At 66.3% G+C, this 25,462-nt stretch carries 24 protein-coding genes; 9 read left to right on the top strand and 15 right to left on the bottom strand.

Annotation, left to right across the window (positions count from 1 at the left end):
* Nucleotides 1-2 precede the first annotated feature (2 nt).
* The 12 genes from rpsC to rpsL form a co-directional block, all read right to left on the bottom strand.
* A complete protein-coding gene (gene rpsC / locus SACCYDRAFT_RS02450) occupies nt 3-857 on the bottom strand; it encodes a 30S ribosomal protein S3 (RefSeq protein WP_005453248.1) in 855 nt (284 codons plus the stop codon).
* Nucleotides 857-1,279: a 50S ribosomal protein L22 gene (gene rplV / locus SACCYDRAFT_RS02445; protein WP_005453246.1), complete on the bottom strand. Its 423-nt coding sequence runs from the start codon at nt 1,277-1,279 to the stop codon at nt 857-859. The genes rpsC and rplV overlap by 1 nt, the downstream gene beginning before the upstream one ends.
* Nucleotides 1,280-1,305: 26 nt before the next feature.
* On the bottom strand, nt 1,306-1,587 hold the full coding sequence (gene rpsS, locus SACCYDRAFT_RS02440) for a 30S ribosomal protein S19 (protein WP_005453244.1): 282 nt from the start codon (nt 1,585-1,587) through the stop codon (nt 1,306-1,308).
* Nucleotides 1,588-1,605: 18 nt separating this feature from the next.
* Nucleotides 1,606-2,439, bottom strand: a complete 834-nt coding sequence (gene rplB, locus SACCYDRAFT_RS02435; RefSeq protein ID WP_005453242.1) for a 50S ribosomal protein L2 — start codon at nt 2,437-2,439, stop codon at nt 1,606-1,608.
* A 14-nt stretch (nt 2,440-2,453) separates the two neighbouring features.
* Nucleotides 2,454-2,765 carry a 50S ribosomal protein L23 gene (rplW, locus tag SACCYDRAFT_RS02430; RefSeq protein ID WP_005453240.1) on the bottom strand — a complete coding sequence of 104 codons (312 nt, stop codon included), beginning with the start codon at nt 2,763-2,765 and terminating at the stop codon, nt 2,454-2,456.
* Complete coding sequence (gene rplD, locus SACCYDRAFT_RS02425) at nt 2,762-3,445, bottom strand: 50S ribosomal protein L4 (protein ID WP_005453237.1); 684 nt, start codon at nt 3,443-3,445, stop codon at nt 2,762-2,764. Before rplD ends, rplW begins: the two co-directional genes overlap by 4 nt.
* The gene (rplC, locus tag SACCYDRAFT_RS02420) at nt 3,442-4,098 is read right to left on the bottom strand and encodes a 50S ribosomal protein L3 (RefSeq protein ID WP_005453236.1); all 657 of its coding nucleotides are present in this window, start codon (nt 4,096-4,098) and stop codon (nt 3,442-3,444) included. Before rplC ends, rplD begins: the two co-directional genes overlap by 4 nt.
* A 30-nt stretch (nt 4,099-4,128) precedes the next feature.
* A complete protein-coding gene (gene rpsJ / locus SACCYDRAFT_RS02415) occupies nt 4,129-4,434 on the bottom strand; it encodes a 30S ribosomal protein S10 (protein ID WP_003883485.1) in 306 nt (101 codons plus the stop codon).
* Nucleotides 4,435-4,861: 427 nt separating this feature from the next.
* Nucleotides 4,862-6,055 (bottom strand): elongation factor Tu, encoded by a 1,194-nt coding sequence (gene tuf / locus SACCYDRAFT_RS02410; protein ID WP_005453235.1) that lies wholly within the window; start codon nt 6,053-6,055, stop codon nt 4,862-4,864.
* A 284-nt stretch (nt 6,056-6,339) separates the two neighbouring features.
* The gene (gene fusA / locus SACCYDRAFT_RS02405; protein WP_005453234.1) at nt 6,340-8,445 is read right to left on the bottom strand and encodes an elongation factor G; all 2,106 of its coding nucleotides are present in this window, start codon (nt 8,443-8,445) and stop codon (nt 6,340-6,342) included.
* 93 nt (nt 8,446-8,538) lie between these two features.
* Nucleotides 8,539-9,009 carry a 30S ribosomal protein S7 gene (gene rpsG, locus SACCYDRAFT_RS02400; protein ID WP_005453233.1) on the bottom strand — a complete coding sequence of 157 codons (471 nt, stop codon included), beginning with the start codon at nt 9,007-9,009 and terminating at the stop codon, nt 8,539-8,541.
* Nucleotides 9,009-9,383, bottom strand: a complete 375-nt coding sequence (rpsL, locus tag SACCYDRAFT_RS02395) for a 30S ribosomal protein S12 (RefSeq protein WP_005443238.1) — start codon at nt 9,381-9,383, stop codon at nt 9,009-9,011. Before rpsL ends, rpsG begins: the two co-directional genes overlap by 1 nt.
* A gap of 472 nt (nt 9,384-9,855) precedes the next feature.
* Between rpsL and SACCYDRAFT_RS02390 the strand changes: the two genes are divergently transcribed.
* From SACCYDRAFT_RS02390 to SACCYDRAFT_RS02355, 8 genes are all read left to right on the top strand, one after another.
* A complete protein-coding gene (locus SACCYDRAFT_RS02390; RefSeq protein WP_043537001.1) occupies nt 9,856-10,437 on the top strand; it encodes a YbaB/EbfC family nucleoid-associated protein in 582 nt (193 codons plus the stop codon).
* 70 nt (nt 10,438-10,507) lie between these two features.
* Nucleotides 10,508-11,350, top strand: a complete 843-nt coding sequence (locus SACCYDRAFT_RS02385) for a hypothetical protein (protein WP_005453231.1) — start codon at nt 10,508-10,510, stop codon at nt 11,348-11,350.
* On the top strand, nt 11,347-11,688 hold the full coding sequence (locus tag SACCYDRAFT_RS02380; RefSeq protein WP_005453230.1) for a WXG100 family type VII secretion target: 342 nt from the start codon (nt 11,347-11,349) through the stop codon (nt 11,686-11,688). Before SACCYDRAFT_RS02385 ends, SACCYDRAFT_RS02380 begins: the two co-directional genes overlap by 4 nt.
* 36 nt (nt 11,689-11,724) lie before the next feature.
* Nucleotides 11,725-12,837 carry a hypothetical protein gene (locus tag SACCYDRAFT_RS02375; RefSeq protein ID WP_005453228.1) on the top strand — a complete coding sequence of 371 codons (1,113 nt, stop codon included), beginning with the start codon at nt 11,725-11,727 and terminating at the stop codon, nt 12,835-12,837.
* Between the two features lie 9 nt (nt 12,838-12,846).
* Complete coding sequence (locus tag SACCYDRAFT_RS02370) at nt 12,847-13,434, top strand: hypothetical protein (protein WP_005453226.1); 588 nt, start codon at nt 12,847-12,849, stop codon at nt 13,432-13,434.
* A gap of 323 nt (nt 13,435-13,757) precedes the next feature.
* On the top strand, nt 13,758-14,444 hold the full coding sequence (locus tag SACCYDRAFT_RS02365) for a hypothetical protein (RefSeq protein ID WP_005453223.1): 687 nt from the start codon (nt 13,758-13,760) through the stop codon (nt 14,442-14,444).
* Nucleotides 14,445-14,513: 69 nt separating this feature from the next.
* Nucleotides 14,514-14,861 (top strand): type VII secretion target, encoded by a 348-nt coding sequence (locus SACCYDRAFT_RS02360; RefSeq protein WP_005453221.1) that lies wholly within the window; start codon nt 14,514-14,516, stop codon nt 14,859-14,861.
* 13 nt (nt 14,862-14,874) lie between these two features.
* A complete protein-coding gene (locus tag SACCYDRAFT_RS02355; protein WP_005453219.1) occupies nt 14,875-16,023 on the top strand; it encodes a hypothetical protein in 1,149 nt (382 codons plus the stop codon).
* A 21-nt stretch (nt 16,024-16,044) separates the two neighbouring features.
* Here SACCYDRAFT_RS02355 and SACCYDRAFT_RS02350 read toward each other — a convergent pair whose 3' ends face one another.
* Nucleotides 16,045-16,578, bottom strand: a complete 534-nt coding sequence (locus tag SACCYDRAFT_RS02350) for a DinB family protein (protein WP_005453217.1) — start codon at nt 16,576-16,578, stop codon at nt 16,045-16,047.
* 1,037 nt (nt 16,579-17,615) lie between these two features.
* Between SACCYDRAFT_RS02350 and SACCYDRAFT_RS26745 the strand changes: the two genes are divergently transcribed.
* A complete protein-coding gene (locus tag SACCYDRAFT_RS26745) occupies nt 17,616-17,849 on the top strand; it encodes a hypothetical protein (RefSeq protein WP_005453215.1) in 234 nt (77 codons plus the stop codon).
* Between the two features lie 82 nt (nt 17,850-17,931).
* Here the strand turns inward: SACCYDRAFT_RS26745 and SACCYDRAFT_RS02340 are convergent, their stop codons facing one another.
* Both SACCYDRAFT_RS02340 and rpoB read right to left on the bottom strand, forming a co-directional pair.
* Nucleotides 17,932-21,843 (bottom strand): DNA-directed RNA polymerase subunit beta', encoded by a 3,912-nt coding sequence (locus SACCYDRAFT_RS02340; RefSeq protein ID WP_005453213.1) that lies wholly within the window; start codon nt 21,841-21,843, stop codon nt 17,932-17,934.
* A gap of 120 nt (nt 21,844-21,963) precedes the next feature.
* Nucleotides 21,964-25,455 (bottom strand): DNA-directed RNA polymerase subunit beta, encoded by a 3,492-nt coding sequence (rpoB, locus tag SACCYDRAFT_RS02335; RefSeq protein ID WP_005453211.1) that lies wholly within the window; start codon nt 25,453-25,455, stop codon nt 21,964-21,966.
* Nucleotides 25,456-25,462: the final 7 nt, after the last annotated feature.

Here is a 25,462-nt window from a genome sequence, read left to right as displayed (position 1 = left end):
CCTCAGCCCTCCGTTTTCTCTGTGGCGTCCGTAGCCGCCACCTGCGGGGCCTGACCGGTCGCGGTGTCGGTGTCGCTCTTGGCGCCACCCTGCGACGCGGAGGCCCGGCTCGACTCGTTCGAGGACGACGCGTTGCCGGAAGCACCGGAACGCCGGCGGGAAGGACGCTCGCGGCGCGGTGCGCGCTCGGCAGCGGCCGCCGCCTCCCGCTCCTGCTTCGCCTTCAGGCCGCCGATCAGGTCGCCCTTGTAGATCCACACCTTCACACCGATGCGACCGAACGTCGTGCGGGCCTCGAAGAAGCCGTAGTCGATGTCGGCACGCAGCGTGTGCAGCGGAACCCGGCCATCACGGTAGTGCTCGGAACGGGACATCTCGGCGCCGCCGAGACGACCGCTGCACTGCACGCGGATGCCCTTCACCTGGGGCGAGCGCATCGAGGTCTGGATCGCCTTGCGCATCGCACGGCGGAACGCCACGCGGTTGGAGAGCTGCTCGGCGATGCCCTGGGCCACGAGCTGGGCGTCCGCCTCGGAGTTCTTCACCTCGAGGATGTTCAGCTGCACCTGCTTGCCGGTGAGCTTCTCCAGCGCGCCACGGATCCGGTCGGCCTCGGCGCCGCGGCGGCCGATGACGATGCCCGGCCGTGCGGTGTGGATGTCGACCCGAACCCGGTCACGGGTGCGCTCGATCTCGACCTTGGAGATGCCGGCGCGCTCCATCCCGGTGGACAGGAGCTTGCGGATCTTGACGTCCTCGCCGACGTACTCCGAGTACTGCTTGTCGGCGTACCAGCGGGACTTCCAGTCCGTGGTGATCCCGAGCCGGAAGCCGTGCGGGTTGATCTTCTGGCCCACTACCGGCCACCTGCCTTCTTCTTGCTCTTCGACTTCGCCTTGTCGGCCGGACGCGACTCGACCTCCACGGTGATGTGGCTGGTCCGCTTGCGGATCCGGTACGCACGCCCCTGCGCCCGCGGGCGGATGCGCTTGAGGGTCGGGCCCTCATCGGCGTAGGCGTTCTTCACCCAGAGCGTGTCCGGGTCCAGGTCGAGGTTGTTCTCCGCGTTGGCCATGGCGCTCGCGAGCACCTTCGCCACGGAGTCGCTGGCCGCCTGCGGCGCGAACCGGAGCACGGCGAGCGCCTCGTTCGCATTACGACCCTTGATCAGCTCGATCACCCGGCGCACCTTGGTCGGCGAGTCCCGGACGAAGCGAGCCCGCGCGAAAGCCGTAGGCAGCTCCTCTGCCTCGACCACCGCGTCATTACGCGCGTTCATCGCTGCTTCCCCTTCTCGGTGCGCGCTCAGCGGCGGCGCGACTTGCGGTCTTCCTTGACGTGGCCCTTGAAGGTCCGCGTCGGGGCGAACTCGCCCAGCTTGTGCCCGACCATCGCTTCGGTGACGAACACCGGGACGTGCTTACGGCCGTCGTGCACCGCGATGGTGTGGCCGAGCATGTCGGGGATGATCGTGGACCGGCGGGACCAGGTCTTGATGACTGTCTTCTTGCCCGACTCGTTGAGCGCGTCCACCTTCTTGAGCAGGTGGTCGTCCACGAACGGGCCCTTCTTCAGGCTACGTGGCATCTGTGGCTACCTCCCTACTCAGCGCTTCTTGCCGGTGCGCCTGCGGCGGACGATCAACTTGTCGCTCGGCTTGCGACGACGGGTCCGGCCCTCCGGCTTACCGTTCGGGTTCACCGGGTGGCGACCACCCGAGGTGCGACCCTCACCACCACCGTGGGGGTGGTCCACCGGGTTCATGACCACACCACGGACCGTGGGGCGCTTGCCGCGCCAACGGTTACGGCCAGCCTTACCCCAGTTGATGTTGGAGTGGTCGGAGTTGCCGACCTCGCCGACCGTGGCGCGGTTACGCACGTCCACGTTGCGGATCTCGCCCGAGGGCATCCGCAGCTGGGCGTACGGACCGTCCTTGGCGACGAGCTGCACCCGTGCGCCCGCGGAACGAGCGATCTTGGCGCCACCACCGGGGCGCAGCTCGATCGCGTGGATCACCGTGCCGACCGGGATGTTGCGCAGCGGCAGGTTGTTGCCCGGCTTGATGTCGGCCTTGGGGCCGTTCTCGATCCGGTCACCCTGCTTCAGCTTGTCCGGCGCGATGATGTAGCGCTTCTCGCCGTCGGCGTAGTGCAGGAGCGCGATGCGGGCGCTGCGGTTCGGGTCGTACTCGATGTGCGCGACCTTGGCCGGGATGCCGTCCTTGTCGTTGCGCCGGAAGTCGATGATCCGGTACGCACGCTTGTGGCCGCCACCCTTGTGCCGGGTCGTGATCCGGCCCGCCGAGTTACGACCGCCACGGCCGTGCCGCGGCTTCAGCAGCGACTTCTCCGGCTCCGATCGCGTGATCTCGGCGAAGTCGGAGACCGAGGAGCCCCGGCGACCCGGGGTCGTTGGCTTGTACTTGCGGATGCCCATGTCGTCTCAGTCCCTTACGCGGCTGGTCCGCCGAAGATCTCGATCGGCTTGCTCTCGGCCGACAGCGTCACGATGGCACGCTTGGTGTCCTTGCGCTTGCCGTAACCGAAGCGGGTGCGCTTGCGCTTACCCTGCCGGTTCAGCGTGTTCACGCTGATGACCTTCACACCGAAGACCTTCTCGACCGCGATCTTGATCTCGGTCTTGTTGGCGTCCGGGCGAACCAGGAACGTGTACTTGTGGTCGTCGAGCAGCCCGTAGGACTTCTCGGAGATCACCGGCGCGATCAGGACGTCGCGCGGGTCGGGGATCGCCACGGAGCTCACTGCTCGTCACTCCCTTCAGCCTCGTTCGACGCGGCCACGGAGCGCTTGCCCTTGACCGGGCCGGCGAGGAACGCGTCGAAGGCGGCCTTCGTGAACACCACGTCGTCGTTGACCAGCACGTCGTAGGTGTTGAGCTGGTCCGGCGTGATCAGATGCACGTTCGGCAGGTTCCGCGCGGAGTAGGTGCCCACCTCGTCGTCCCGGTGCAGCACCACGAGCACGCGCTTGGCCTGCGTCACCGCGGCCAGAGCCGCCTTCGCCGCCTTCGTGGACGGCTTCTCGGCGCTGACCAGTTCGGTGATGACGTGGACCTGGCCGGCGCGGGCGCGGTCGGAAAGGGCGCCACGCAGCGCGGCGGCCTTCATCTTCTTCGGGGTGCGCTGGGTGTAGTCCCTCGGCGTGGGGCCGTGCACGGTGCCACCACCGGCGAACTGCGGCGCGCGAACCGAACCCTGCCGGGCGCGTCCGGTGCCCTTCTGGCGGTACGGCTTGCGGCCACCACCGCGGACCTCGCCGCGGGTCTTCGTGTCGTGCGTGCCCTGGCGAGCGGCCGCCATCTGGGCCACCACGACCTGGTGCATCAGCGGAATGTTCGCCTGCACGTCGAAGATCTCGGCCGGGAGTTCGACGGTGCCCTGGGCCTCACCCGCTGGGCTCTTCAACTCGACCGTCGCGGTCACTGGGTCACACCACCCTTCGCGGCGCTACGCACGAACACCAGGCTGCCCTTGGGGCCGGGAACCGCGCCCTTGATCAGGAGGAGGCCGTCCTCGGCACGCACCGAGTGAACGGTCAGGCCCTGGGTCGTCACCCGGTTGTTACCCATGCGACCCGCCATGCGCATGCCCTTGAACACACGGCCCGGGGTGGCGCAGCCGCCGATCGAACCCGGGGCACGGTGCTTGGCCTGGTTACCGTGGCTCGCGCCCTGGCCGCGGAAGCCGTGGCGCTTCATGACACCGGCGTAGCCCTTGCCCTTCGTGGTGCCGGTGACATCGACGACCGCACCGTCGGAGAACACCTCGGCGGTGATCTCCTGACCGATCTCGTAGGTCTCCGCGTCGGCCGTACGCAGCTCGGCGAGGTAGCGCCGGGGCGTCACACCGGCCTTCTCGAAGTGTCCGGTCTCCGGCTTGTTGACCCGGCGCGGGTCAATGGCGCCGAAGGCCAGCTGAACGGCCGAATAACCGTCCTTGTCCTTGTTGCGCACCTGGGTCACCACGTTCGGCCCGGCCTTGACGACGGTCACCGGGACGACCCGGTTGTTCTCGTCGAAGACCTGGGTCATGCCGAGCTTGGTGCCCAGAATGCCCTTCACTTGCCTGTCAGACATGAGTCTCTATCTCCGCCGCTCGACCAACGCTTACTGGATGTTGACGTCGACGCTCGCCGGAAGGTCGATGCGCATGAGCGCGTCCACCGTCTTCGGCGTCGGGTCGAGGATGTCGATCAGACGCTTGTGCGTGCGCATCTCGAAGTGCTCGCGCGAGTCCTTGTACTTGTGCGGCGAACGGATGACGCAGTAAACGTTCTTCTCGGTGGGCAGCGGCACAGGTCCGACGACCGAGGCGCCGGTGCGCGTCACCGTCTCGACGATCTTGCGCGCGCTGGCGTCGATCGCCTCGTGGTCGTAGGCCTTGAGCCTGATGCGGATCTTCTGTCCCGCCATGGTTCCTTACCGTCTCGTCCTCGACCGGCCCGACATCGACTCCTCGGGCCGGCCATTTCCGGCCTGCCCTCGATCGTCGAGGCGCCTCCCCGCGGGGGACGTCGGACGGTCGAGGAATCGTCTCGTACCGCTGTTACCGCACGTCAGCGCCCTGCTCCCGGTCCACGCGGTCGGGCGTGTCGCGCCCGCTGCGCAGACTGATCCCGCAGGAATCGTTGTCGTGCCGCTAGGTCTTCTTGCTCCTCGGAGCGCCAACCACAGGGTCGACGACTCCTGACTCGCCAAGTACGCGAGCCCGGGGCGCTCACGGCAGGGCGGCCGATTTCTCACAAGCGATATGTCCTTGCGAAATCGGCCGCCCCGCGTCGAGCAACCCTAGTAGGATGCCACATCACCTCATGGCATCCGCACCCGGGGGGTGGGTGCCTTACTTGATGATCTTGGTGACCTGGCCGGCGCCGACGGTGCGGCCACCCTCACGGATGGCGAACCGCAGACCCTCGTCCATCGCGATCGGCTGGATCAGCTGGACCGAGATCTCGGTGTTGTCACCAGGCATGACCATCTCGGTGCCCTCGGGGAGGGTCACCACGCCGGTCACGTCGGTGGTGCGGAAGTAGAACTGCGGACGGTAGTTGTTGAAGAACGGCGTGTGACGGCCACCCTCGTCCTTGGACAGGATGTACACCGAGGCCTCGAACTCGGTGTGCGGGGTGGTGGTGCCGGGCTTCGTGACGACCTGGCCGCGCTCCACGTCCTCGCGCTTGATACCACGCAGCAGCAGGGCGGCGTTGTCACCGGCCTGACCGGAGTCCAGCATCTTGTTGAACATCTCGATGCTGGTGACGGTGGTCTTGCGAGACTCGGGACGGATACCGACGATCTCGACCTCTTCGTTCAGCTTGATCTCACCGCGCTCGATACGGCCGGTGACGACCGTACCGCGACCGGTGATCGTGAAGACGTCCTCGATCGGCATCAGGAACGGCTTGTCGATCTCACGCTCCGGGTCCGGAACGCTCTCGTCGACCGCGTTCATCAGCTCGACGATGCTGTCGGCCCACTTCTCGTCGCCCTCGAGCGCCTTGAGGCCGGAGACACGCACGACCGGGGCGTCGTCGCCGGGGAACTCCTGCGAGCTGAGCAGCTCACGGACCTCCATCTCGACGAGCTCGAGGATCTCCTCGTCGTCGACCATGTCGGACTTGTTCAGCGCCACCACGATGTAGGGCACACCGACCTGGCGGGCGAGCAGCACGTGCTCACGGGTCTGCGGCATCGGGCCGTCGGTAGCGGCGACCACGAGGATCGCGCCGTCCATCTGGGCCGCACCCGTGATCATGTTCTTCACGTAGTCGGCGTGGCCCGGGGCGTCGACGTGCGCGTAGTGACGCTTCTCCGTCTGGTACTCGACGTGCGAGATGTTGATCGTAATACCGCGCTGCTTCTCCTCGGGCGCGTTGTCGATCTGGTCGAACGCGCGCGACTCGTTCAGCTCGGGGTACCTGTCGTGGAGCACCTTGGTGATCGCCGCGGTCAGGGTGGTCTTGCCGTGGTCGACGTGACCGATGGTCCCGATGTTGACGTGCGGCTTGCTCCGCTCGAACTTCGCCTTCGCCACTGGAATGTCCTCCTGGACTTTCTTGCTGCCGACCGGCGTGGCTGCCGGCCGGCGACTCGTTCTGCTCGGTTGTGCGGACCTTAGGGGAAGGCCCCTTTCGCGCCCGCGTTTGGGTGCTCCGGGTTCTTACTTCCCCGTCGCCACGGTGTCGGATCGAAGGTGTGGAGTTCGTTCACCATGCCGGCGCGGGAGTCCCGCACCGGCACCGCTCACGTTCCCTTCGCCCTTCACGGACTTCACTGCTCGACTCCGAGATCGCTCAGCTACGCGCTAGTAGCGCTAGCTCACTCCCCCGTCGCCTTCGCGATGATCTCCTTCGCGACGTTCGACGGAACTTCCGCGTAGGAGTCGAAGACCATCGTGTAGTTGGCACGACCCTGGGTCTTCGACCGAAGGTCGCCCACGTACCCGAACATCTCCGACAGAGGCACGAGCGCCTTGACGACGCGCGTACCGGCCCTCTCGTCCATGGCCTGGATCTGGCCACGGCGGGAGTTCAGGTCACCGATGACGTCACCCATGTAGTCCTCGGGTGTGGTCACCTCGACCGCCATCATCGGCTCCAGCAGTACCGGGTTCGCCTTCCTCGCGGCTTCCTTGAGCGCCATGGAGCCAGCGATCTTGAAGGCCATCTCCGACGAGTCCACTTCGTGGTACGCGCCGTCCAGCAGCGTGACCTTGAGCCCGACGAGCGGGTAACCGGCCAGCACGCCGTACTGCATGGCGTCCTGCGCACCCTCGTCCACCGACGGGATGTACTCCCTCGGCACGCGCCCACCGGTGACCTTGTTGTCGAACTCGTAGAGCGCGCCCTCCGCCGAAGCGGTGTCGAGCGGCTCGAGCTTGATGATCACCCGGGCGAACTGACCCGAACCACCGGTCTGCTTCTTGTGGGTGTACTCCAGCTTGTCGACCGTCTTACGGATCGTCTCGCGGTAGGACACCTGAGGCTTACCGATGTTGGCCTCGACCTTGAAGTCGCTCTTCATGCGGTTGACGAGCACCTCGAGGTGGAGCTCACCCATGCCCTCGATGATCGTCTGGCCGGTGTCCTCGTCCTGGCTGACCCGGAAGGTCGGGTCCTCCTCCGCGAGCTTCTGGATCGCGGTCGAGAGCTTCTCCTGGTCGGCCTTCGTCTTCGGCTCGATGGCCACCTTGATGACCGGCTCGGGGAAGGTCATCGACTCGAGAACGATCGGGTTCTGCGGGTCGGCGAGCGTGTCACCCGTGGTGGTGTCCTTCAGCCCCTGCACGGCGTAGATGTGGCCGGCCTGGGCCTCGTCGACCGGGTTCTCCTTGTTGGAGTGCATCTGGAAGAGCTTCCCGATGCGCTCCTTGCGCTCCTTGGTCGCGTTGACGACCTGCGTGCCGGCAGCGACCTTGCCGGAGTAGACCCGGATGTAGGTGAGCTTGCCGAAGAACGGGTGAACCGCGATCTTGGAGACCAGCGCGGAGAACGGCTCGTCGATGGACGGCTTGCGCGAAGCCTGCGTCGTGCCGTCCAGCAGCAGACCCTCGACCGGCGGCATGTCCAGCGGCGACGGCAGGTAGTCGATCACCGCGTCCAGCATGGGCTGCACGCCCTTGTTCTTGAACGCCGAACCGGCGAGCACCGGGAAGGCCTCACGGGCGATGGTGAGCTTGCGGATCCCGGACTTGATCTCGTCCTGCGTCAGCTCCTCACCACCGAGGTACTTCTCCATCAGCTCGTCGTCGGCCTCGGCGACCGTCTCGATGAGCTTCTCGCGGTACTCGGCTGCCCTGTCAGCGAGGTCGGCCGGGATGTCCTCGACCTCGTAGTCCTCACCCTTCTTGACCTCACCGCGCCAGGTCAGTGCCTTCATGCGGACGAGGTCGACGACACCCTGGAAGTCACTCTCGGCACCGATGGGCAGCTGGATGACCAGCGGCTTGGCGCCGAGGCGCTCCTCGATGGTGCCGACGGTGAAGTAGAAGTCCGCGCCGAGCTTGTCCATCTTGTTGACGAAGCAGATACGCGGAACGTCGTACTTGTCGGCCTGCCGCCAGACCTGCTCCGACTGGGGCTCGACGCCCTCCTTGCCGTCGAAGACGGCGACCGCGCCATCGAGAACGCGCAGCGAGCGCTCCACCTCGACGGTGAAGTCGACGTGGCCGGGCGTGTCGATGATGTTGATCTGGTTGTCGTTCCAGAAGGTGGTGGTGGCAGCCGAGGTGATGGTGATACCCCGCTTCTGCTCCTCCTCCATCCAGTCCATCGTCGCCGAGCCGTCGTGGGTCTCGCCGAGTTTGTAGTTGATCCCGGTGTAGAACAGGATCCGCTCGGTGGTCGTGGTCTTACCGGCGTCGATGTGGGCCATGATGCCGATGTTGCGGACCTTGCTGAGGTCGGTCAGCACTTCACGTGCCACTTGAATGTTCCCCTGTCTCAAACGTGGAACCCGGCATTGGCTCGGTCAATCGGACCGGGCGACGGTGTTTCCTGCAGTTCACCGCTGTCAGGCTCACCAGCGGTAGTGAGCGAAGGCCTTGTTGGACTCGGCCATCTTGTGGGTGTCCTCGCGGCGCTTCACGCTGGCCCCGAGGCCGTTGCTCGCGTCGAGCAGCTCGTTCTGGAGGCGTTCGATCATCGTCTTCTCGCGACGCTGACGCGCGTAGGTGACGATCCAACGCAGCGCAAGGGTGGTCGAGCGACCGGACTTGACCTCGATCGGCACCTGGTAGGTGGCGCCACCGACACGACGGCTCTTCACCTCGAGGGTGGGCTTCACGTTGTCGAGCGCCCGCTTCAGCGTGACGACCGGGTCGGTGCCGGTCTTCTCACGCGCGCCCTCCAGTGCGCCGTAGACGATGCGCTCGGCGATGGAGCGCTTGCCGTCCTGCAGCACCTTGTTCACCAGCTGGGTGACAAGCGGAGATGCGTACACCGGATCAGCGATCAGCGGCCGCTTCGGGGCCGGACCCTTGCGGGGCATTAGCTCTTCTCCTTCTTCGCGCCGTACCGACTGCGCGCCTGCTTGCGGTTCTTCACGCCCTGAGTGTCGAGCGAACCGCGGATGATCTTGTAGCGAACACCCGGCAAGTCCTTCACACGGCCGCCGCGGACGAGCACCATCGAGTGCTCCTGAAGGTTGTGACCCTCACCGGGAATGTAGGCCGTGACCTCGATGCCGTTGCTCAGCTTCACGCGGGCGACCTTGCGCAGGGCCGAGTTCGGCTTCTTGGGCGTGGTCGTGTACACGCGGGTGCACACACCACGACGCTGCGGGCTTCCCTTGAGCGCCGCCGTCTTCTGCTTGGCAGCCTTGTCCTGGCGGCCCTTACGGACCAGCTGCTGGATCGTGGGCAATGGACCAGCCTTCTGTTGCGTCTACCTAGCTCTACGTTGTCTCCCCGGTCCCCGCGGTCGGGCGTGTCGGCCCGCTTTCGGGATCGAAAAACGACCCGTCAACTTCCCATCGGGATTGCCGTGGAACTCCGCCTGACTCGACCGCGGACAGGCGCCGTAACGCCCAGCCGTGACCTGAAGGCACACGGAGGGCCCGACAGCGTGCCGGGCACGGTCGTCAAAGATACCCGCCCGCATTCACGGCTACCACATCGGGGGTCGGCTACGACCACCGATGCATACCCGGACGGGTGGCTTTGTTTTCGCAGTCTACCCGACGTGGGTGTGCACGGTGATCGTCCTGCTCTTTCGGGCCTGCCACGAGTGACTTACGTCCAATCCGCCCGAACCGGCCCCGTCCCGATCGGTCGTGGCTCATGATTGGTCACGCATTGTGCCCGAGTAAATGATCAAGGTAGTGACGGAGGAGCGGGTGTCAGCGGAGTTCGAGCGGCTCGTCGCACAGTTCGAGCAGTTCCAATCGAAGATCAGGAAGGTCGACGACCAGCTCGCGAACGTGGGACGGATGCAGAGTGAGATCGCGGCCATCGAGGCGACCGTGTCGAACGCCGATCGGAGCGTGACCGTCGTAGCGGGTCCCGGAGGGGCGATCAAGGACATCCAACTGACCGACCGGGCGCTCGCCCAGCAGCCGCAGGCACTCTCCGCGGCCCTGATGTCGACCATCCAGCAGGCCGTGGCCGAGGCCGCCCGCAAGCAGGCCGGGATCGTCGACGAGCACGTGGAGGGTCTGAGCATCACCGACCAGGTCCTGGAGACGCAGGCCCAACTCTTCGGCACCTCGACCGAGGAACTGCGGGAAAAGCTGGAACAGGAACGGCCCAGCCGGCAGCCCCGCCCGCGTCCCGAGGAGGAGTACCACGAGGACTACTCCCACCAGGACTTCCTCGACGGCGACAGCACCCCGCAGACTCCCACCTCTCCCCCTGGCTCGGGAGGCGGTTCGGCCGGGGACGAGTTCCTGCAGGGTCTCTTCAACGACGACCACCGCTGAGTCGGGCTTGCGGCACTGCCCGGGTTCGTGTGGAGCGAACTCGCGATGCCGGCGCACACCTTGAGGACATATGACTTCCGATGAAATCCTTCCGGCGCTGATCATCGTCGGATATATCGCCGCGTTCGGTCTCGGTCGGCTCGGGTCGAAACTGCGTAGGCAGTCACGTCCCCCTGAACCGGTGGACACCGGCGTCACCGACACCGAACCCGTCGTGCTCAACGGCGAGCCCCAAGAGCCTGTCGAGCAGCCCTGGGAGGGGCGCGAACGGTATCGCGCCGGTACATGGCTCCTCACCGCGGGGTGGCTCCTCGGGATCGCGGTGTCCGTGTTCTGGGGTGTGGTCAGCGTGGGGTGGGGCAAACTCCTCGTGATCATCGGAATGCTCATCGTCGCGCCGGCTGTCGTCTCCTTCGTGGTGGCGCTGATCGCCGCGGTGCGACGAGAGCGGGGCGAGGGCCCCTCTCCCGTGCCCTGGATGCTCGCCGTGGGCGCTGGGGTGGTGCTGCTGGTGGTCAGCGCGAACCTCACGGTCAACGGCCTCTCGACTTTCGCCGGCTACGCCCCTGAAACCCAGCTCCACGTCACCGACAGATACGGCGGGGGCAAGAAAAGCGGTTCGAGGGTCAGTGGAACGTACGTCTTCGACGGCGAGGAGCACTCGATCGACAACGCCGATTGGGGTGGTGATGGAGTCGCTCCCGAGAAGGGCGCGGTCGTGGACATGTGGGTGGGCCCGTTGTGGCCCCATCCGGCACTGACCGGCAACTGGGACTCGGGACGACTGCTGTTGTTCGCCGGATTCAGTGCCTTCGCGGGCGGAGCCTGCCTCTTCGGCGCTTTCCGTGAACGCAAGCGCGTGAACGCCGAAAACAGAAATCTCTCCGAACGACGTCAGTGGAGAACGCAATGAGCGGTTTCAACGTCAACATCGAAGCACTGCATCAGTACTCTCGGAAACTGGCCTCGCACAAATCAGCTGTCAACAAGGTGAGCGGTCTTGTCGACCAGTCCGATGTCGGTGACGAGTCCTGGGGGGTCGTCGGTTGGTTCGTCAAGCAGAGCTACACGGACATGCTGGGCGAGCTGAAGGATTTGATGACCGAGATGGAGAACGGGTTGCAGTCCGCGTCCGACAAGATCAGCGCCGCGGCGAAGCACTACCAGGAGGCGGAAGACGGCTACCAGAGCGAGCTGAAACGTATCGCCTCCGAAGTGGAGAAAACCACCGTCAAGACCATCAGCTCCTGACGATGACGGCCGAAGGTTCGAAGGGGGACGACGAGCATGAGTGACCCACTGGGCAGCATCGAGCTCAAGGAAGAAGATTCCTACGGAAAGCAAGTCGCCGAGGCCATTCCCGTGATCGGCGGCGGCATCAAGGTTCTGAACGGGTACAACAGCGCGAGGGAAGACGGCGACGTCAGTGCCTCGGACCTGCGTGGGCTCGCCGCGGACGGTGCGAGCTTCATCTCGTCGTGCTCCGGGGTCGTCTCGGACTTCGCCACCGACCCGATCGGTTGGCTGGTGGGCGAGGGACTCGGCTTCCTGATCTCCATCTGTCAACCCATCCAGGACGCCATCCACTTCGTCAGTGGTGACGGGCCCGCACTGTCGGCAGCTTCGGAAAGCTTCGCCAACATCGCCCAGGGCGTCTCCGACTTCGCCGACCAGTTCTTCGAGGAATGCCGGACCACACTGGCCGAGTGGGACGGCGGCGCGGCCGAAGCGGCGGCAGCCAAGTTCGGCGAGTTCGCCCAGGGCATCAGAGCCGTCGCGGGCGAAGCGGGCAACATCGGCCAGCTGTTGAAGATCTCCAGCATGTTCATGACGGTGATCGAGGAGTTCATCAAGGCTCTTCTCACCGAGCTCGTCACCTGGCTGCTCATGATCTGGATTCCTGCACTGGCCGCGGCGGTGGTCACCGCCGGGGCGTCCACCGCCGCCGCGGGCGCCGCGACCGGTGTCCGCGCGGCCCAGACCGGTGCCAGAGCGACGAAGCAGGTCAACTGGCTGCGTAAATTGCTCGACAAGATCCAGGACTTGCTGAGCAAGCTTCGGAACTTCATCGCGAAGCAGGGCAACGGGTTCCGGCAGGCCATGAACAACAAGCGGATACGTGCGGATCTGGCGAGAGAGGCAGTCACCGAAGCCCGGGCGAAGGGCACGAAGGCCAGCTTGAAAGATCGCCTGAATCACGCCGAGACCGGGATGGTCGGCGAGCGGGTCACCGACGGATTCGTGCGTTCGATGGGCGAAGCGGCCAACGACTTCCGCAAGGAGAGCTTCAAGAATTCCGCGCTCGCGGGTTACTACAACGACTTCAGGAGCGCCTCCGAGGCCGGGGACACCGGCGAGGAGCAGTCCACCGAGAAGACCTCCGGGCAGCTGGATTTCTAGAGCACTGACATGATCTTCGAGTTCATTCCATTACTCGCCCTCCTTGTGCTGGTCATTCTGTTCGCCAGTTCCCACGAGACCCTGCGCTCGGCCTGGTTCCGGTTCGTTCGACTCCCCGCTCTCGTGCGAGAGAACGGCTGGCTGATGAAACGCCGAATGCCGTGGCAGTCCAGGGAGGGCGGGGAGCTTCCGGGCAGTGGTTCCGTGCCGTGGACGTACGCGGTGCCGTACGCGGAATGTGAAGTCCTCGGTACCTACGCGCACCGCCCGGTGCACGGTATCGAGTTCGGGATACCGACGAAGAGCTACATCGGTGAGGGGAAGCCTAACCGGGTCATTGACCGGTACTCGGTGGTTACGGTGGCCACCTCGGCACAGCCGTTCGACGACTTCCACGGCGTTCCGGGCGGAAGACCGATCTCGGGGAACCCGGAGTCGTTCTACCCCGACTTCGTCGACTGGATCCGGGACCGGATGCCGAACTCGGCCGAACCGCTCAAGGACGAAGGTCCGGGCCTGGTGTCGTACAGCTGGCGAGGCCCCCTCAGCAAACGCCGCCTGTTCCGGGCTCTCGACGAGCTGACCGGCACTGGTTGACGGATCGGTACGCGAAGGTGTTCAACCCCGCACGATTCGCGGGGTTGAACACCACCGTCGGAAAGGTTCCTGTTTTCGTTCGACGGCTCGTGGCCGGCCGAACAGGATACGAACTTCCAGGACGGATGAACGCGATATGCGGAACCTTTACCTCCTCGTCTTCGTCTTCTTCGCCGTTCTCCCTTAGCTGGCCGTCGGAGGCGGCCCAAACCGTTCCGAGCATCGGTCACTGCACGACGTAGTCACTGCACGACGTATCGGGCTGAGCGCCGGGCCGGCGTGATGTACTGGCCGGGCCCGCCACCGACGGAAGAGCCGCATCGATGACTGTCGTGTACGTCGTGATCCCCCTCCTCGTGGTCGCCGCTGTCGTGGTCCTGGTGGCCACGGCCCGGTCGCGGCAGAAGGAGACGGCGAAGCTTCTGGTGGAGCGGGGTGAGTTCGCCCGTGGCATCGGTGGGACCGAACACCTGGACGCTGGCCGGACGAGGCCGTCGTTCGGCTACTTCCCCACCGAGGGCCACGGTGAGTTCCCCCAGCCGTTCGACTACGCCGTCGAGTTCGTGCGCGGTGGTACACCGGTTGTGGCCTTCGAGAAGCGAACGAGGAGGCATTCGCCCGGGGGCACCAGCACCAGCGCGCTCGCCCACGAGTCCTTCGTCGAGATCCCCGCCGCGCACTGCCCTCGGTTGTGGATCGGGCCGGAGCTGCTCGCGGTGCAGAACCTGGAACTGCGCTCACAGATCGTGCCGGAGCTCGCCATGGGGCGGCACCACGAGAAGCTCGTCGTCGCCTCGCCCGACGCGCACTTCGCGCGTTCCGCCGTCACACCCGAGACGCTGGCGTGGCTCGTCGGCCGTCTGGGGGCGTGGTTCCGCCCGGTCGTGCTCGAACACGGAACCCTGCGGACGAACGCGCGGCCCGGTGACCGGTTGACCGCGGCCAACATCCTCCCGACCGCGGACCTGCTCATCGAATTCCTCGAACTACTGCCACAGCACCTGCGCTGAGGGAACCGCAAGGGGCCGTTTTCGGTCCAAGGCCCGAATGTCCGGGCACAGTTCGAGGAGAACCGTTTCATGGCCGACGGCTTCAGGGTGCAGGTGGAGGCGTTGCGCGGCTACCGCGACGCGTTGGACGACTTCGGCTCGCAGGCCGAGACCTTCAAGGATCTCGTCGGGCGCGCGGATGTCGGTGACGAGTCGTGGGGGCTGGTCGGTCTGGCGACGAAAAGCTCCTACACCGAGGCGCTCGGGCAGTTGAACGACCTGCTCTCCCGCATGCAGGACGGCCTCACCGCCCTGGGGGAGAAGTTCAAGACCGCCGCCGATCTGTACGCGAGCAACGACGACCACGGCGCGATCCGCCTCGGCAACTACGAGGTCGAGATCGACAAGGTCGACGAAGCACGTCCGGCCGGCGCCTGAGGAGGGAACCCACATGACCGAGGTCACCGACGTCGCGGGCGCCGTCGAGCTGAAAGGGGACGCGGAGAAGTCGTTCGGCGACGCCGCTCTCGACTTCGCCAAGCAGGTGCCCGTCGCCAAGCAGGCCGTCAAGGGCTACGAGACGGTCACCAACATCTGGCAGGGGCTGCCCGAGGATCCGGACGTCGCGGACATCGTGTTGCACGCGGGCGATGTCATGACCGACACCGCGAGTTTCACCGCCGAATGCGCGATGGAGGCGGGCATGGCGGTGCTCGACCCCGTGGGCTGGCTGGTGAGCAACGGACTCAACATGGTGCTGCACCTCGTGACACCGCTGCAGGACGCGCTGCACATGGTGTCCGGCGACGGCCCGGCGCTGAGCACCGCCTCCGACGACTTCGCGGCGATCGGAGGTGGCCTCGTGGAGTACGCGGGCGAGTTCGTGCGGGTGGCCGACGAGGCGCTGGCCGACTGGCAGGGCGAGGCCAATGACACGGCCCGCAAGGCGCTCGCGGACTTCGCACAGGGCATCGAGGGCGTGGCCACCAGCGCGGGTAGCGTCGCGGAGATCCTCAAGACGTCGTCGATGCTCATGACGATCGTCGAGGAGGTCATCAAGGCCATCATCACGGAGTTCGTCACGTGGCTGATCTGGATCTGGGTTCCCGCGCTGGCGTCGTCGGTGGTGAGCCTCGGTTCGTCGGTCGCGGCGGCGATGTCGGCTTCGGTGGCGAAGGCGGCGAGCACGTTCTCGCGCGTCACCAGCAAGATGGGCAAGCTCGGCACGCTGCTGGAGAAGATCCTGGAGTTCTTCAGGAAGTTCGGCTCCAAGATGGTGACGCTCGGCGAGAAGCTCGGAGTCACGCCCAAGAACTACGGCGCGAACGTGCTCGACACGGTGGCCGAGGTCGGGCGTGGGGGCGCGATGAGGACGGCGGTGACGGAGTCGCTCAAGAAGGGCGCCACGCAGATCGCGCAGTCCACGATGGGGATCGATCCGACCGGCGCTCCGTCGAACGGCTTCCAGGCGGGTAAGACCATCGTCGACCACACCGGCAAACTCGTCGACCACACCAAGGGGCTCAAGGACTCCGCTGACAAGGGCGACATCGGATCGGGAGCCACGGCCGACGAGACCCGTGAGCTGCTCGACATCTGAGGTGCCACCGGCGAGCGACCGTCATCTCCCGGCGGCCGGTGCGCTGACGTCGTGGAGGTGGTGGACCACGTCGTGCACGAAGTACCGGACGAGGGTCTCCACCGTGAACCGAACGCCGTCCGAGCGCCTGCCGGAGCGGTGTACGGCGCCGTCCGGTAGCTGATCGAGGCGGGTCGCGACGCGCTCGGCGGCGATGCTCAGATCGGTCGCGACGGTCGAGGGGTCCTGGTCGTTGTAGCGGCCGTCGACGGCGGCGCGGTCCTGGTCCCAGTCGTCGTAGGTCGGCTCGTCCTCGGTGAGTGTCAGGACGAGTCGCTCGTCGAGCAGCCGCAGTGCGTCGCGGACGTGGCAGGCGTACTCCAGCACCGACCAACGGTCGGGACGAGGGCGCGTCCGCAGCCGCACACCGGCGCTCAACACGTCACACCACGATGCCGCGTTGGCGCGTACCAGCGCGGGCACCTCTTCCCAGCCGAGGGCGCCCGAGTCGAAACCGCATTCCGCGCAGGGCCGCTCCAGCACCCACGTCCAGTCCTTGGTGTCAGGCGTGATCATGTACCGATCTTCGACGTCCGTCCGGCGACACACAAGCACGGACCACTGGGCGGACGGGTTCGGCGCCGCTGAACAGGGTTTCCCGACAACGCTACGACGGCCCGTGCGGTGATGAAGTCATGAGCCCGCGTTCTCGACAGCGAAGGAGGGCACATGAGCGGGTTCACCGTGGACAGCGATGAACTGCGCCGGTACGGGGACAAGCCAGGGCGGCAAGTCGCCTCCGACCAAGCTGTGGATCGAGGAAGGCATGCTCGGCAGCCGCCTACAGCCCGGACTCGGCGGCTCGCTGAAGACCGCGATGCGTGACACCACGGTGTCCCAGCTCGGGCTCGGTACCGGTGCGAACGCCGGTGCCGACAAGCCGTTGCGCAACATCGGCAACTACCAGAAGGCCGGGAGTACGACGACACCGGCACCGATCAGTTCCTGCGGGAAACCAGGAACGATCTGGAGATCTGAGCGGTGGAGATCTGGCTCAGGCTCTCTCTCCGCTGCGGGGATGCCCGGCAGTAGGGATCCGGACTGGTCTTCTGGTGGCAGTGGCTCAGTGCCCGCAAGGAGCAGCGCGAGCACGTCGAAGCGCTCACCGCGCTCGCCGCCCGTCTCGGCGGCACGGTGTCCGGACCGGAGAACGCGACGGCGTGGTCCGCCGAGCTTCTCCGGCCATTCAGGAATTCCACCGGAGGCTTCATCAACTGGCTGGCCACGGTGCGGCGACCCCGGTTCGGGATCGCACTCGATTTCGAACGCGGACCATAGCGGCTCCGGATGACCGAAGCATCGATGGAAAGACGTGGCTCCAACGGAGGCGTGACACACCACGTGTGCCGCATCGAAGTGACCACCGCACCGGCTGGCACCCGTCAAACTCGCTCGCCGCCCGTACACCGACTTCCTCGGATGACCGCTCAAGCCAGGCGACGTGCTCACCGAGGGCATCGCGGTGAGCAGGGAGCCACCGGTGACCGTGGCCCAGCGCCAGGGTGAATGGCAGCGGCTCTGGCTCCCGGAAACCCAGCAACAGCCAGTACGCCGTGTTCGCGAACGACCTGGCCACCGCGAACCGCATGCTCAACCGGGAGGTCCTCGAGTACCTGGTCGAGAACGCGGGCGCTCTGCCGTTCGTGTTGACCTCCGAAGAAGGGCTGTTCTACACCACGATGCCCTACCGCATCAGTGCCGAGGCCCTGCCCAAGATGCTCGAAGCCGTCCTCGGCCTGCTCGAACGGACCCCCGGCGCCGCACCGGTCGACAACGTGCGTCACTGACCGTTCGGCCCGAGAGAACAGGCACGGACGAGAAAGCCCCCGACCCACCACGGTGGATCGGGGGCTTTCCTACTTCGCTCGGCTACCGGAAGTCGCGACCGAAGTCGTAGTCGTCCAGCGGGACGGCAGCACCGGTGCCGGTGCCGAACACGTCAGGCGTGTAGTAGCCGTCGTCGTAGGACGGGATCGCGTACGCGGCGACCCTGGCCTCCTCGGTGGGCTGCACCTGGATGTTGCGGTACCGGTTGATGCCCGTACCGGCCGGGATCAACTTACCGATGATGACGTTCTCCTTGAGACCGATCAGCGAGTCACTACGGCCGTTGATGGCCGCGTCGGTGAGCACGCGGGTGGTCTCCTGGAACGAGGCCGCCGACAGCCACGAGTCCGTGGTCAGCGACGCCTTGGTGATACCCATCAGCACCGGACGGCCGGAGGCGGGCTCGCCGCCCTCGGCGACCGCCTGCCGGTTGACCTGCTCGAACTTGGTGCGCTCGGGCAGCTCGCCGGGCAGGAACTCGGTCGAACCGGAGTCGATGATCGTCACGCGGCGCAGCATCTGCCGCACGATGACCTCGATGTGCTTGTCGTGGATGGACACACCCTGGGCGCGGTACACCTTCTGGACCTCGTCCACCAGGTGCATCTGCGCCTCGCGGGGACCCATCACGCGCAGCACCTCGTGCGGGTCCGGCGTGCCCTCCAGCAGCGGCTGGCCGACCTTGACGTGGTCGCCGTCCGCCAGCGGGCCGTCCGGGGTGATGGCGAGCCGCTGCCGCTTCGACAGCTTGTCGAAGACGATCTCCTCGCTGCCGTCGTCGGGGATGAGCGTGATCTTCCAGAACCGCTCGCTCTCCTCGATCCGCACGCGACCGTCGACGTCGGCGATGGGCGCCTTGCCCTTCGGGACGCGGGCCTCGAACAGCTCGGTGACACGCGGCAGACCCGTGGTGATGTCGTCACCGGCGACACCACCCTGGTGGAACGTACGCATGGTCAGCTGCGTACCCGGCTCACCGATCGACTGGGCGGCGACGATACCGACGGCCTCACCGACGTCCACCAGCTTGCCGGTGGCCATCGAACGGCCGTAGCAGGTGGCGCAGACACCCATGGCCGACTCGCAGGTCAGCACGCTGCGGACCTTGACCTTGCTGATGCCGGCCTGGATCAGCCGCTCGATGGCGGGGTCACCGAGGTCGTCACCCGCGTTGAGCACCACGTTGCCCTGCGCGTCCACCGCGTCGGTGGCGAGGTTGCGGGCGTAGACGCTGGTCTCGACGTGCTCGGCGCGCAGGAGACGGCCGTCGGGCAGCACGTCGGCGACGGTCATCATGATGCCGCGGCCGGTGCCACAGTCGGTCTCGCGCACGATGACGTCCTGCGACACGTCCACCAGACGACGGGTGAGGTAACCCGAGTCGGCGGTACGCAGAGCGGTGTCGGCCAGACCCTTGCGGGCACCGTGCGTGGCGATGAAGTACTCCGCCACCGACAGGCCCTCACGGAAGTTGGACTTGATCGGCCGCGGGATGTACTCACCCTTCGGGTTGGACACCAGACCACGCATACCGGCCAGCGACCGCACCTGGGTCATGTTGCCCGCCGCACCCGACTTCACGATCATCGCGATCGGGTTGTCGTCGGAGAGGTTCTCCTCCATGGCCTTGGCGACGTCCTCGGTCGCCTGGCTCCACACCTTGACGAGCTCGTTGTTGCGCTCGGCGTGGGAGAGCTGACCACGCTGGTAGCGCTTCTCCACCTGCGCGGCCCTGGCCTCGTACTGGTCGAGGATCTCCTTCTTCTGCGGCGGCACGAGAACGTCGGAGATGGCGACCGTGACGCCGGAGCGGGTCGCCCAGTGGAAGCCGGCGTCCTTGAGCCCGTCGAGCGTCTGCGCGACCTGCGTCATCGAGTAGCGCTCCGCGAGGTCGTTGACGATCGCGGCCTGCCGCTTCTTCGGCAGGGGCTCGTTGATGAACGGGTAGTCCGCGGGCAGCAGGTCGTTGAACAGCACACGGCCGAGCGTGGTCTCGGCGAGCCACGGCTGGCCCGGCTCCCAACCCTTCTCCCGCAGAGCCGCTTCCTGCTCCTTGTTCGGCTGCCGGTCGCGGACGCGGATCTTCACCGGGGCGTGCAGCGAGAGCTGCTTGCGGTCGTAGGCCATGATCGCCTCGGCGGGCGAGGCGTAGGCCGTACCGGCACCCTGGGCGTTCTCGTCGAGCCGCGTGAGGTGGAACAGACCGGTCACCATGTCCAGTCGCGGCATGGCGAGCGGACGGCCCGAGGCGGGCGACAGGATGTTGTTCGCCGACAGCATCAGGATGCGTGCCTCGGCCTGCGCCTCGGCCGACAGCGGCAGGTGCACGGCCATCTGGTCACCGTCGAAGTCGGCGTTGAACGCCTCGCACACCAGCGGGTGCAGCTGGATGGCCTTGCCCTCCACGAGCTGCGGCTCGAACGCCTGGATACCGAGTCGGTGCAGCGTGGGAGCACGGTTGAGCAGCACGGGGTGGCCGTTGATGACCTCTTCCAGCACGTCCCACACCTGCGGGCGGGCGCGCTCGACCATCCGCTTGGCGGACTTGATGTTCTGCGCGTGGTTGAGGTCCACCAGCCGCTTCATCACGAACGGCTTGAACAGCTCCAGCGCCATGTCCTTCGGCAGACCGCACTGGTGCAGCTTGAGCTGCGGACCCACGATGATGACCGAACGGCCCGAGTAGTCGACGCGCTTACCGAGCAGGTTCTGACGGAAGCGGCCCTGCTTGCCCTTGAGCAGGTCGGACAGCGACTTCAGCGGACGGTTGCCCGGCCCGGTCACCGGACGGCCACGACGGCCGTTGTCGAACAGCGCGTCGACGGCCTCCTGCAGCATCCGCTTCTCGTTGTTGACGATGATCTCGGGCGCACCGAGATCGATCAGTCGCTTGAGGCGGTTGTTGCGGTTGATGACGCGGCGGTACAGGTCGTTGAGGTCCGAGGTGGCGAAGCGGCCACCGTCGAGCTGGACCATCGGGCGCAGCTCCGGCGGGATCACCGGGATGGCGTCCAGCACCATGCCACGCGGGTCGTTGCCGGTGGCCTGGAACGCCGCGACGACCTTGAGCCGCTTCAACGCGCGCAGCTTCTTCTGGCCCTTGCCGCTGCGGATGGTCTCGCGCAGCGACTCGGCCTCGGCGTCGACGTCGAACTCGCTGGCCAGCTTCTGGATGGCCTCGGCGCCCATGCCGCCGGTGAAGTACTCGCCGTAGCGGTCGTAGAGCTCGCGGTAGAGCTGCTCGTCGACGATGAGCTGACGCGGCTCCAGCTTGGTGAAGGTCGACCAGACCTCCTCCAGGCGGTCCAGCTCCCGCTGGGCGCGGTCGCGGATCTGCCGCATCTCGCGTTCGCCGCCCTCCTTCACCTTGCGGCGAACGTCGGCCTTGGCTCCCTCGGCCTCCAGCTCGGCGAGGTCGGCCTCGAGCTTCTGCGCGCGCTGCTCGATCTCGGCGTCGCGGCGGGACTCGATGTTCTTCCGCTCGACGCTGATCTCGTTCTCCAGCGTCGGCAGGTCGTTGTGCCGCAGCTCGGTGTTCACACCGGTGATGACGTACGCGGCGAAGTAGATGATCTTTTCGAGGTCCTTCGGCGCCAGGTCGAGCAGGTAGCCGAGGCGCGACGGAACACCCTTGAAGTACCAGATGTGGGTGACGGGAGCGGCCAGTTCGATGTGGCCCATCCGCTCACGACGCACCTTGGCGCGGGTGACCTCGACACCACAGCGCTCACAGATGATGCCCTTGAAGCGGACGCGCTTGTACTTGCCGCAGTAGCACTCCCAGTCCCGGGTGGGCCCGAAGATCTTCTCGCAGAAGAGCCCGTCCTTCTCCGGCTTGAGCGTGCGGTAGTTGATGGTCTCCGGCTTCTTGACCTCGCCGTAGGACCACTGACGGATGTCGTCGGCCGTGGCGAGACCGATCCGGAGCTCATCGAAGAAATTGACGTCCAGCACGTTCTTGCATCCCCTTGGGGTTCTTCTCGGGGGTCCGGGGTGCTTTCCCGACCCCATCGGTTAGAGGGGTTCGGCTACCCGGTGGGGTCCAGTGGTGTCGGACCCCACCGGGCGGCTGGGTCATTGCACGACGTCGTCCACGGAGGGCGACTCGTTGCGGGACAGGTTGATGCCGAGGTTGGCGGCCGCGCGTTCGAGGTCCTCGTCGTCGGAGTCGCGCATCTCGATGGCGGCCCCGTCGGTGGAGAGCACCTCGACGTTCAGGCAGAGCGACTGAAGTTCCTTCAGCAGCACCTTGAACGACTCGGGGATGCCCGGTGAGGGCATGTTCTCGCCCTTGACGATGGCCTCGTAGACCTTGACGCGGCCGACGACGTCGTCGGACTTGATCGTGAGCAGTTCCTGGAGGGTGTAGGCGGCACCGTAGGCCTGCATGGCCCAGCACTCCATCTCACCGAAGCGCTGACCACCGAACTGTGCCTTACCACCCAGCGGCTGCTGCGTGATCATCGAGTACGGACCCGTGGACCGCGCGTGGATCTTGTCGTCCACCATGTGGTGCAGCTTCAGGATGTACATGTAGCCGACCGCCACGGGGTACGGGAACGGCTCGCCGGTGCGGCCGTCGAGCAGCGTCGCCTTGCCGTCCTCGCCGACCAGGCGGTCGCCGTCACGGTTGGGCTTGGCGCAGCCGAGCAGCCCCGTGAGCTCGTGCTCCCGGGCGCCGTCGAACACCGGCGTCGCGGTGTTCGTGCCGGGCTCGACGTCCATCAGCTCCTCGGTGAGGTTCTTCGCCCACTCGGGGTTGCCCTCGACCTTCCACCCCTGGGAGGCCAGCCACCCGAGGTGCAGTTCGAGGATCTGCCCGATGTTCATTCGGCGAGGCACACCGTGGGTGTTCAGCACGATGTCCACCGGGGTGCCGTCCTCGAGGAACGGCATGTCCTCCACCGGCAGGATCTTGCCGATGACGCCCTTGTTACCGTGCCGGCCCGCGAGCTTGTCACCGTCCTGGATCTTGCTCTTCTTCGCGACGTAGACGCGGACGAGTTCGTTGACGCCCGGGGGCAGCTCGTCGTCGTCCTCGCGGGAGAAGACCCGAACGCCGATGACCTTGCCGGTCTCACCGTGCGGCACCTTCAGCGACGTGTCCCGGACCTCGCGTGCCTTCTCGCCGAAGATGGCGCGCAGCAGGCGCTCCTCCGGGGTCAGCTCGGTCTCACCCTTGGGCGTGACCTTGCCGACCAGGATGTCACCGTCCCGGACCTCGGCACCGATGCGCACGATGCCGCGCTCGTCGAGGTCGGCCAGCACGTCCTCGGAGACGTTCGGGATGTCCCGGGTGATCTCCTCGGCACCGAGCTTGGTGTCGCGGGCGTCGATCTCGTGCTCCTCGATGTGGATCGACGTGAGCACGTCGTCCTGCACGAGGCGCTGCGAGATCACGATGGCGTCCTCGTAGTTGTGACCCTCCCACGGCATGATCGCCACGAGGAGGTTCTTGCCGAGCGCCATCTCGCCCTTGTCGGTGGACGGGCCGTCGGCGAGGACCTGCCCCTTCTCCACCCGGTCACCCTCGTTGACCACCGGACGGTGGTTGAAGCAGGTGCCCGCGTTGGTGCGGCGGAACTTGTAGAGGCCGTAGGTGCGGCGGGTGCCGTCGTCCTGCATGACCGTGATCAGGTCGGCCGACAGCTCCTCGACCACGCCCGCTTCCTCGGCGACGATGACGTCACCGGCGTCGACGGCGGCGGCGAGCTCCACGCCCGTACCCACCAGCGGGGCCTCGCTGCGCAGCAGCGGCACGGCCTGACGCTGCATGTTCGCGCCCATCAGCGCACGGTTGGCGTCGTCGTGCTCGAGGAACGGGATCATGCCGGTCGCCACGGACACCATCTGCCGCGGCGAGACGTCCATGTAGTCGATCTCCATGGGGTCGAGCAGCTCGACCTCGCCGCCCTTCCGGCGACCCAGGACCTGTTCCTCGGCGAAGTGGCCGTCCTCGGTCAGCGGGGCGTTGGCCTGCGCCTTGACGAAGCGGTCCTCCTCGTCGGCGGTCAGGTAGTGCACCTCGTCGGTGACCCGGCCTTCGACGACCTTCCGGTACGGGGTTTCGATGAACCCGAACGGGTTAACCCTCGCGTAGGCCGACAGCGAGCCGATCAGACCGATGTTCGGGCCTTCCGGCGTCTCGATCGGGCACATGCGGCCGTAGTGGCTCGGGTGCACGTCACGGACGTCCATGCCGGCGCGTTCACGGGACAGACCGCCGGGGCCGAGCGCCGAGAGCCTGCGCTTGTGGGTCAGCCCGGACAGCGGGTTGTTCTGGTCCATGAACTGCGACAGCTGGGAGGTACCGAAGAACTCCCTGATCGCCGCGACCACGGGGCGGATGTTGATCAGCGTCTGCGGCGTGATCGCCTCGACGTCCTGCGTGGTCATCCGCTCACGGACGACGCGCTCCATGCGGGAGAGGCCGACGCGGATCTGGTTCTGGATCAGCTCGCCCACGGTGCGCAGCCGCCGGTTGCCGAAGTGGTCGATGTCGTCGGTCTCGACGGGCACCTCGACGTCACCGGAGCGCATCGTCTCCTCGCCCGCGTGCAGGCGGACCAGGTACTCGATGGTGGTGACGATGTCTTCCTCGGTGAGCGTGCCGTTGCCGTACGGCAGGTCGAGACCGAGCTTCTTGTTGATCTTGTAGCGGCCGACCTTGGCGAGGTCGTAGCGCTTGTCCTTGAAGAAGAGGTTCTCCACCAGCGCCTGGGCGCTCTCCTTCGTCGGAGGCTCGCCCGGCCGCAGCTTGCGGTGGATGTCGAGCAGCGCCTCGTCCTGGCTGGCCGTGTGGTCCTTCTCCAGGGTGGCGAGCAGCGTCTCGGAGAACGAGAAGCGCTCACGGATCTGCTCGGTGGTCCAACCGAGCGCCTTCAGCAGCACCGTGACCGGCTGGCGACGCTTGCGGTCGATGCGGACGCCGACGGTGTCGCGCTTGTCGACGTCGAACTCCAGCCAGGCACCACGGCTCGGAATGATCTTGACGCTGAAGATGTCCTTGTCCGTGGACTTGTCGACCGCCTGGTCGAAGTACACACCCGGCGAACGGACGAGCTGCGACACCACGACGCGCTCGGTGCCGTTGATGATGAACGTGCCCTTGTCGGTCATCACGGGGAAGTCGCCCATGAAGACCGTCTGGCTCTTGATCTCACCGGTGTTGTTGTTGACGAACTCGGCGGTGACGAACAGCGGCGCCGCGTACGTCATGTCCTTGTCCTTGCACTCCTCGACGGAGGCCTTGACCTCGTCGAAGCGCGGATCGGAGAAGGACAGTGACATGGAGCCGGAGAAGTCCTCGATCGGGGAGATCTCGTTCAGAACCTCCTCGAGACCTCCGACCGGGTTCTCGTCGCCCTCGTTGACGGCGCGTTCGTACCACGCCTCCGAGCCGGTGAACCATTCGAACGACCGGATCTGCACATCAAGCAGGTGCGGGGTGTCGAGCGGCTCGCGAATCTCCCCGAAAGAGACTCGCTTCGGTGCTCCTGGAACACCCGTTGACGGTCGATTCGAGTTGGTCGCAGCAGTGGCCTGATTCGCGGGAGAGACTGCCAAGATGCGT

The sequence above is a fragment of the Saccharomonospora cyanea NA-134 genome, assembly GCF_000244975.1.
In the GTDB taxonomy this organism is placed as follows: domain Bacteria; phylum Actinomycetota; class Actinomycetes; order Mycobacteriales; family Pseudonocardiaceae; genus Saccharomonospora; species Saccharomonospora cyanea.
Note: the sequence above shows the minus strand (reverse complement) of the source record. Positions and strands in the feature narration are given on the sequence as shown.

Coding starts and splice junctions, on each gene's coding strand:
- SACCYDRAFT_RS02380 (WP_005453230.1), top strand. CDS start 11,347: ATGAGCGGTTTCAACGTCAACATCGAAGCACTGCATCAGTACTCTCGG.
- rpsJ (WP_003883485.1), bottom strand. CDS start 4,434: ATGGCGGGACAGAAGATCCGCATCAGGCTCAAGGCCTACGACCACGAG.
- rpsG (WP_005453233.1), bottom strand. CDS start 9,009: ATGCCCCGCAAGGGTCCGGCCCCGAAGCGGCCGCTGATCGCTGATCCG.
- SACCYDRAFT_RS02350 (WP_005453217.1), bottom strand. CDS start 16,578: ATGATCACGCCTGACACCAAGGACTGGACGTGGGTGCTGGAGCGGCCC.
- rpsS (WP_005453244.1), bottom strand. CDS start 1,587: ATGCCACGTAGCCTGAAGAAGGGCCCGTTCGTGGACGACCACCTGCTC.
- SACCYDRAFT_RS02360 (WP_005453221.1), top strand. CDS start 14,514: ATGGCCGACGGCTTCAGGGTGCAGGTGGAGGCGTTGCGCGGCTACCGC.
- SACCYDRAFT_RS02375 (WP_005453228.1), top strand. CDS start 11,725: ATGAGTGACCCACTGGGCAGCATCGAGCTCAAGGAAGAAGATTCCTAC.
- SACCYDRAFT_RS02385 (WP_005453231.1), top strand. CDS start 10,508: ATGACTTCCGATGAAATCCTTCCGGCGCTGATCATCGTCGGATATATC.
- SACCYDRAFT_RS02355 (WP_005453219.1), top strand. CDS start 14,875: ATGACCGAGGTCACCGACGTCGCGGGCGCCGTCGAGCTGAAAGGGGAC.
- rplB (WP_005453242.1), bottom strand. CDS start 2,439: ATGGGCATCCGCAAGTACAAGCCAACGACCCCGGGTCGCCGGGGCTCC.
- SACCYDRAFT_RS02370 (WP_005453226.1), top strand. CDS start 12,847: ATGATCTTCGAGTTCATTCCATTACTCGCCCTCCTTGTGCTGGTCATT.
- SACCYDRAFT_RS02365 (WP_005453223.1), top strand. CDS start 13,758: ATGACTGTCGTGTACGTCGTGATCCCCCTCCTCGTGGTCGCCGCTGTC.
- rplV (WP_005453246.1), bottom strand. CDS start 1,279: ATGAACGCGCGTAATGACGCGGTGGTCGAGGCAGAGGAGCTGCCTACG.
- rplC (WP_005453236.1), bottom strand. CDS start 4,098: ATGTCTGACAGGCAAGTGAAGGGCATTCTGGGCACCAAGCTCGGCATG.